The following is a 6939-nucleotide window of genomic DNA, read 5'->3' as shown; positions in this document are numbered from 1 at the left end:
GGGCAGGCGGTGCTGGTGGTGGCGAATACCGGGCCGGTGGTCCCCGCGTACGAGCTGGACAACATTTTCGAGCCCTTCCGCAGGCTGCGCACCGAGCGCACGGGCAGCGACAAGGGCGTCGGGCTCGGCCTGTCGATCGCCCGCTCTGTGGCCCGCGCGCACGGCGGCCAGATCACTGCCGAGCCGCGGGACGGCGGCGGCCTGGTGATGCGGGTCGTGCTCCCGGTCTGATATTGGCTGGGGCGCCGGGCTGAAGGCACCCCTGGTTGAAGACCAGCTGAGAGTCGGCTGAGGCCGAGAAGAAGTTCCAGGAACGCAGTCGCCACCTTGTTCGCTTTGGGAGGAATTTTGGCGATCCGACCCCCGCCTGTATCCTGTGTGATCGATCACATGGGCGAATTTCAAGCCATATACTCTGTGTGATCGTCGCGACTGGTGGAAAGCCGGGAAAGTCCGGGTTTCCGGAGGTCGTGATCACGGGAAGTACACGTGAGGGCGCATGTGAGTGCGACATTCGGACCGTGTACGGTCCCGATCGCCATCCAAGCCGATCACCTCTTCAGGGGTGCGGTTGGGTGTCGATTGAGTAACAGACCTTGATGTGAGGCAAAATCTCCGCCTCGGGTCGGGCACAAGTCCGGCCTCTCACGCGTTACGTGCGCTGGAGACACCGCAGACACCCAGAGGGGGAGAGCGACATGGCAACGGATTACGACACCCCACGCAAGACCGATGACGACGTCAACGAGGACAGCATTGAGGAACTGAAGGCCCGGCGGAACGACAAGTCCGCGTCGACCGTCGACGTGGACGAGTTCGAGCAGGCCGAGGGGCTGGAGCTGCCCGGCGCGGACCTCTCCAACGAGGAGTTGTCCGTGCGGGTCCTGCCCCGCCAGGCCGACGAGTTCACCTGCATGAGCTGCTTCCTCGTGCACCACCGCAGCCAGCTGGCCAACGAGACCAAGAACGGCCAGCCGATCTGCCGCGACTGCGCGGCGTAAGCCGCGGGTCCGGCGTGGATGCGGAGCACGGCGACGTGACCGAGGCGCACGTCGAGCGAGGCCGGCTGGCCTCGCTCGCGGCCGCTGTCGGCCGAGGTGCCCGTAAGGGAGGCGAGCGCGCTAGAGCGGGGGTCTACGCGGTCGCCGATCGGATCGTCGCGAACGCTCCGCGGATTCCGGTCCGCGACCTCGCCGCGCTGCGCAAGCAGTTCCCCGGGCTCGGCCCGGAAGAGATCGCGGACAAACTGGTGGCCGGTGCCGCAAACGGCACCTCCACCGTGGGCGCGGGCGTCGGCGCCGCGGCGATGCTGCCGGCCCCGCCCGCCATGCCCACCGAGCTGGCCGCCGAGATCATCGGCGTCGCCTCGATAGAGATCAAGCTCATCGCCGAGCTCCATGAGGTCTACGGGGTGCGCGCGCCCGGCACCGGCCGGCAGCGCGCCATCGCCTATCTCGGGTCATGGGCCGAGGAGCGCGGCATCGACGCCGCCGCCGTCCCGGCGAGTGTGAACGCCGCGCTCGGCGTTCAAGCGAAGCGTGAGCTGCGCCAGCAGGTCCTCAAGCGCAGCTTCCGCAATCTGCCGAACCTCGCGCCCTTCATGATCGGCGCCACCGTGGGCGCCGCGATGAACCGGCGCGACACCAACAAGCTCGCCCGGAAGATCCGCAAAGATCTGCGCGCCCGGCAGGTGCCCTGGGGCGCGCTTCCGCCGCTGGATGCCTGATCCACCGAGCCGGTGGGGGCCGGGCGGTTACTGGGCCCGTACGGCCGAGAGCGCGGCGGACAGGGCCTCGGGGTCGCGGGTCGAGACATAGACGTACGGCGTCGGGTCCTGCGGATCGGTGACCTCCACCCGCAGCGCGGTCGGGATGTAGCTGCGCAGCAGCATGAACGCCCGCGGATCGGCCTTGTAGGTGCGCCAGGCGGCCGCCTCGTCGCGATCCAGCACCTCGGCCGTCCCCAGCGCCGACACCGGGATCTTCGCCTCACCGGCGACCAGAGAGCCCGCCACCACCCGGACCCGCACCGAACCGTAGGCGCTCACCACGACCGCGGCGGCCGCCGCCCCGCCGATCAGACCGCCGAGCATCGGCAGCGTCCCGAAGGGCAGCATGATCAACGCCCCTGCGACCCCGACCAGAAATGCGATGAACCACCATGAACGGGGTGCGGTCAGGCGTTCTTCGTAAGGCTGCATGGGCCCAAGCTTGGCATGGCCGCCGACCGGTGCTTCCCGCGCGGGTAAGGTCAGCCGATGTGAGTGGAGCAAAGACCGCGCTGAAGCCGCCGGACGGCGCCAGGGCACCCGTACGGCACCCCGACGCCCCCGCGCCCGGGGACGTCCTCGGTGCGCATTACGAGGGGTGTTTCGGCTGCGGCCAGGAGCACGGTCTCGGCCTCGAGCTCCGGGCGGGCGACGGTGTGAGCGTCACGGCCGAGTTCACCGTGCGCACCGGCCATCAGGGCGCGCCGGGCCTGGCTCACGGCGGGGTGCTGACCGCGGCGCTGGACGAGGCGCTGGGGGCGCTCAGCTGGCTGCAGCGGGTCATCGCGGTGACCGGACGGCTGGAGACGGACTTCCTCCGGCCGGTGCCCGTGGGCACCGTGCTGCACCTGGACGCGCGGGTGACGGCGGTGCACGGGCGCAAGATCTACTGCATGGCCACCGGCCGGACGGGCGGCCCGGACGGCCCGGTCGCGGTGCGGGCCGACGCGCTCTTCATAGAGGTCAAGGTCGACCACTTCATCAAGAACGGCCGCTCGGAGGAGATCGACGCGGCGCTCGCCGATCCGGACCAGGTGAAGGTCGCGCGCGCGTTCGAGGTGAATCCGTGAGCGCTCGGCGGCCGAACAAGCGAGCACAGGCAGAGGCAATGGGACAGGCAAAGGGGAAGGCGTGACTGTGACGCCCGTAGATGTGTTGATCCGCCGGGTGGACCCCGAGGTGCCGATCCCCGCGTACGCCCATCCCGGCGACGCCGGTGCCGACCTCGTCACCACCGAGGCGGCCGAGCTCGCCCCCGGCGAGCGCGCGGTACTGCCGACCGGAGTGTCTATCGCGCTCCCGGACGGGTATGCCGCCTTCGTGCATCCGAGGTCCGGACTCGCCGCCCGCTGTGGGGTCGCCATGGTGAATGCGCCCGGGACCATCGATGCCGGGTACCGTGGAGAAATCAAGGTGATCGTGGTCAACCTGGACCCACGCGAGAGTGTGCGGTTCGAGCGCTACGACCGGGTCGCCCAACTGATCGTCCAGCAGGTCGAGAAGGTGCGCTTCCACGAGGTGGCGGAGCTTCCCGGTTCGGCGCGGGCCGACGGGGGGTTCGGGTCCACCGGCGGTCATGCCGCAGTGGACGGTTCAACGGGCAGGGCAACGGGTGGGAATAGGTACGCTTCGGTCGGTTCCGACCGGGAAGGACGATGACGTGTTCGGACGTCGCCGCAAGCGCAGCAAGGAGGACGTCGAGCCGCTCGACGTGGCCTCCGAGGAGTTGGCCGAGGACGGCGAAAACGCCGAAATCGCCGAGGGTGCCGCGGACCCCGAGGAGGACGCCGTCGCCGAGCGGGTGAGCCTGCCCCCGGCGCCGCGCCCCGAAGGGCCGTGGGACGTGTCCGAGGTGCGTCAGCCCGGCGAGGGCCGAGTGGACCTGGGCGGCCTGTTCGTGCCCGGCGTCGAGGGCATGGAGCTGCGGGTGGAGGTCGCGGGTGACGCGATCGTCGCCGCGACCGTGGTGCTGCGGGACAGCGCCGTCCAGCTCCAGGGGTTCGCCGCGCCCAAGAAGGAAGGCATCTGGGGCGAGGTGCGCGACGAGATCGCCACCGGCATCACCCAGCAGGGCGGGGTCGTCGACGAGGTCGAGGGCCCGCTCGGCTGGGAGCTGCGCGCCCAGGTGCCGGTGCAGCTGCCGGACGGCAAGAACGGTGTGCAGGTGGTCCGCTTCGTCGGCGTGGACGGGCCGCGCTGGTTCCTGCGCGGAGTGATCTCCGGGCAGGGCGCGGTGCAGCCCGAGACCGGCAGCCTGCTGGAAGCGATCTTCCGGGACACGGTCGTGGTGCGCGGCGAGGGCCCGATGGCCCCGCGCGACCCGATCGTCCTCAAGCTGCCGGACGATGCGCAGATGGTGCCCGACGGGGTGCAGCAGGAGGAGGCGCAGGGCTCGCGGTTCGCGGGCGGCGCCGACCGGCTGCAGCGCGGGCCGGAGATCAGCGAGGTGCGCTGAGCGCACGCGCGCTCTGCGCGCTGTCGCTGTTGCCGGCCGAGTCCGAGGGGCCCGGGAGCCAGTCTCCCGGGCCCCTCGGGCTGTCCGGACGCCGCTTCTGGCGGCAGCTCTTTCCGCTTTTCGGCGGCGGTTTCGCCGGGGCGGATTTTTTCTCGGGGCACATTGAACACAGCCGTCACCCGGCCCGTACTGATGGGCGCGAGACCTTGCGCGACCCGGAGCAGGGGCAGGACGGGGCGCCACCAGTAGACCGTTGCTGTTTGTGACCTCACGAGGTGATCAGATGTCCCGTGGCCTTCCGTTACTGCACCGTCGGCGCGTCCTGGTTGTCGGTGCCATCGGCGGTGTTACCTGTGCGGCTGTCGCGGTGGGAGCCGCCATGGCCGGGCAGGACGGCTCGGGATCGAGCGGCGATGCCAGCACCAAAGCGGCGTCCACCATCAGCTGCCCCGATGTGACGGGCTCCCTGCCCGAGATCCCCGCCAAGGCCAAGGCGGAGGTGGACCGCAACCTGGCGCTGCTCCAGACGCAGATCGACGAGGCCAACAAGCGGCTGGTCTCATCCGCGGGCGAGGGTGGTCCGAACTTCGTCCAGAACGCGATCCTCGGCCCGCTGGCGGACAAGCGGAAGTCCACCCTGGACCGCATCGCGATCTCCATCGGCCGCCAGGCCGAGAAGCCACAGGGCCTCGACGCGCTTGCCGAGTGCTCCCTGGGCGGTGACGCGGGCGCCGGGCAGGGCTCCGACGCGGGCTCCGGCGGCGCGGCGGAGCCCCCCGCGACCGCTCCGGGCACCGCCGAACCCACGGATCCGGGCTCCGGGGCGGAGGACGGCGCGGGCTCGGACGCCGGGGCCGGCAACGGGACCGGGCAGTCGATCAGCTGTCCGGACGTCGCCTCGAAGGTCGGCGCGGTGCCCGCCGCCGCCCAGGCGGAGGTGGACCGCAATATCGCGCTGCTCCAGACGCAGATCGACGAGGCCAACAAGCGGCTGGCCTCGTCCGTGGGCCAGGGTGGTCCGAACTTCGTCCAGAACGCGATCCTCGGCCCGTTGAAGGACAAGCGCACCTCGACCATCGACCGCATCCGCATCTCGATCTCCCGCCAGGGCGCGACCGCCCCCTCTGGTCTTGACGCCCTGGCGGGGTGCTCGCTGGCATCCGGCTGATCCAGGTCGTCGGCAAAGCCTGACGCCAGCGGCGCCGGTGGGCCGCACTCCCTCCCTCGGAGTGCGGCTCACCGGCTTTTTGCTCCGCAGGCCAGGGGGGGGCGTAAAAGAAGCGTCAAGAGCGTGGTCACAGCCGTCAGAGAGCCGTAAACGGCGATCGAAAGCGGCCGGAAGACAGGTTTCCTCAAGAAAACGCCCAACGGGGAAAATGAGACCATGGGACGCGGGAAGCTTCGGATCTACCTCGGCGCGGCGCCGGGCGTCGGCAAGACGTACGGCATGCTGTCCGAGGGACACCGGCGGGTCGAGCGGGGCACCGACCTCGTCGTCGGCTTCGTCGAGCACCACGGCAGGCCGCGCACCCAGGTGATGCTGCGCGGCCTCGAGGAGGTGCCGCGCCGGGAGATGGAGTACCGCGAGGCCCGTTTCACGGAGATGGACGTGGACGCGGTCCTGGCCCGCCGCCCCGCCGTCGTCCTCGTCGACGAGCTCGCCCACACCAATGTCCCCGGCTCCCGGAACGCCAAGCGCTGGCAGGACGTCGAGGAGCTGCTGCGGGCGGGTATTGATGTTGTTACCAACCTCAACATCCAGCACCTGGAGTCGCTGGGCGATGTGGTGGAGTCGATAACGGGGGTACGGCAGCGGGAGACCGTGCCCGACGAGGTCGTCCGCCGCGCCGACCAGATCGAGCTGGTCGACATGTCGCCCCAGGCGCTGCGCCGCCGGATGGCGCACGGCAACATCTACAAGCCGGACAAGGTCGACGCCGCGCTGTCCAACTACTTCCGGCCCGGCAACCTCACCGCGCTGCGCGAGCTCGCCCTGCTGTGGACGGCGGACCGGGTCGACGAATACCTCCAGCAGTACCGCTCCGAGCACAGCATCCGCTCCACCTGGCAGGCGCGCGAGCGCATCGTCGTCGGCATCACCGGCGGCCCCGAGGGGCGCACCCTGATCCGCCGCGCGGCCCGGATGGCGGCCAAGGGCTCAGGCAGCGAGGTCCTGGCCGTCTACGTCGCCCGCAGCGACGGCCTGACCTCGGCCTCGCCCAAGGAGCTCGCGGTCCAGCGCACCCTCGTCGAGGACCTGGGCGGCACCTTCCACCACGTCATCGGGGAGGACGTCCCGCGTGCGCTGCTGGACTTCGCGCGCGGGGTCAACGCCACCCAGATCGTGCTCGGCTCCAGCCGCCGCAAGACCTGGCAGTACATTTTCGGGCCCGGTGTGGGCGTCACCGTCGCCCGCGACTCCGGGCCCGACCTCGACGTCCACATCGTCACCCNNGGCTGCCGGTCGCGCGCGGCGCCCGGCTCGGCCGCACCCGGCTGATCGCGGGCTGGCTGACCGGGGTCGCCGGGCCGGTGCTGCTCACCCTGCTGCTGACCCACTCGGGCGGAGCGCTGGCCACCGACGGCGGACCGGGCTTCGCCAACGAGGTGCTGCTGTTCCTGTTCCTCACCGTGGTCGCGGCGCTGCTCGGCGGGCTGCTGCCGGCCCTCGCCTCGGCGGCCGTCGGCTCGCTGCTGCTGAACTACTACTTCACCC

Annotated in this window: 8 protein-coding genes and 1 pseudogene; 8 read left to right on the top strand and 1 reads right to left on the bottom strand. The window is 70.7% G+C overall.

All coding sequences use genetic code 11. The features are described from left to right. The 3 genes from CCN51_RS46870 to CCN51_RS46860 all read left to right on the top strand — a co-directional run. On the top strand, positions 1–231 hold a 231-nt coding region (locus CCN51_RS46870; RefSeq protein WP_143676122.1), incomplete at its 5' end, for a sensor histidine kinase. A gap of 467 nt (positions 232–698) precedes the next feature. Continuing rightward, positions 699–1001, top strand: coding sequence for a DUF4193 domain-containing protein (locus CCN51_RS46865; RefSeq protein WP_014175864.1), 303 nt, complete (start codon positions 699–701; stop codon positions 999–1001). A gap of 14 nt (positions 1002–1015) precedes the next feature. Continuing rightward, a complete protein-coding gene (locus CCN51_RS46860; RefSeq protein ID WP_014175863.1) occupies positions 1016–1726 on the top strand; it encodes a hypothetical protein in 711 nt (236 codons plus the stop codon). A 27-nt stretch (positions 1727–1753) separates the two neighbouring features. Here CCN51_RS46860 and CCN51_RS46855 read toward each other — a convergent pair whose 3' ends face one another. After that, on the bottom strand, positions 1754–2200 hold the full coding sequence (locus CCN51_RS46855; RefSeq protein ID WP_014175862.1) for a DUF3093 domain-containing protein: 447 nt from the start codon (positions 2198–2200) through the stop codon (positions 1754–1756). Between the two features lie 59 nt (positions 2201–2259). Here CCN51_RS46855 and CCN51_RS46850 point away from each other — a divergent pair, with 59 nt between their 5' ends. The 5 genes and pseudogenes from CCN51_RS46850 to CCN51_RS46830 form a co-directional block, all read left to right on the top strand. Continuing rightward, positions 2260–2838 (top strand): PaaI family thioesterase, encoded by a 579-nt coding sequence (locus CCN51_RS46850; RefSeq protein ID WP_014175861.1) that lies wholly within the window; start codon positions 2260–2262, stop codon positions 2836–2838. Positions 2839–2899: 61 nt separating this feature from the next. After that, the gene (gene dut / locus CCN51_RS46845) at positions 2900–3427 is read left to right on the top strand and encodes a dUTP diphosphatase (RefSeq protein ID WP_043486613.1); all 528 of its coding nucleotides are present in this window, start codon (positions 2900–2902) and stop codon (positions 3425–3427) included. Position 3428: 1 nt separating this feature from the next. After that, entirely contained in the window at positions 3429–4223 is a 795-nt protein-coding gene (locus CCN51_RS46840; protein ID WP_014175859.1) for a DUF3710 domain-containing protein, read from the top strand. Positions 4224–4506: 283 nt separating this feature from the next. After that, on the top strand, positions 4507–5391 hold the full coding sequence (locus tag CCN51_RS46835) for a hypothetical protein (protein WP_043486611.1): 885 nt from the start codon (positions 4507–4509) through the stop codon (positions 5389–5391). Between the two features lie 216 nt (positions 5392–5607). Further along, positions 5608–6939: pseudogene (locus tag CCN51_RS46830) on the top strand (universal stress protein); the annotation flags it as partial.

The sequence above is a fragment of the Streptomyces milbemycinicus genome, from assembly GCF_002154605.1.
GTDB lineage: Bacteria > Actinomycetota > Actinomycetes > Streptomycetales > Streptomycetaceae > Streptomyces > Streptomyces milbemycinicus.
The sequence above is the reverse complement of the archived record's forward strand: the minus strand, read 5'-3'. Positions and strand labels throughout refer to the sequence as shown.

What these genes read in the sequence shown, in the direction of transcription:
- CCN51_RS46855 (WP_014175862.1), bottom strand. Translation starts at nt 2,200, where the DNA reads ATGCAGCCTTACGAAGAACGCCTGACCGCACCCCGTTCATGGTGGTTC.
- CCN51_RS46865 (WP_014175864.1), top strand. Translation starts at nt 699, where the DNA reads ATGGCAACGGATTACGACACCCCACGCAAGACCGATGACGACGTCAAC.
- CCN51_RS46835 (WP_043486611.1), top strand. Translation starts at nt 4,507, where the DNA reads ATGTCCCGTGGCCTTCCGTTACTGCACCGTCGGCGCGTCCTGGTTGTC.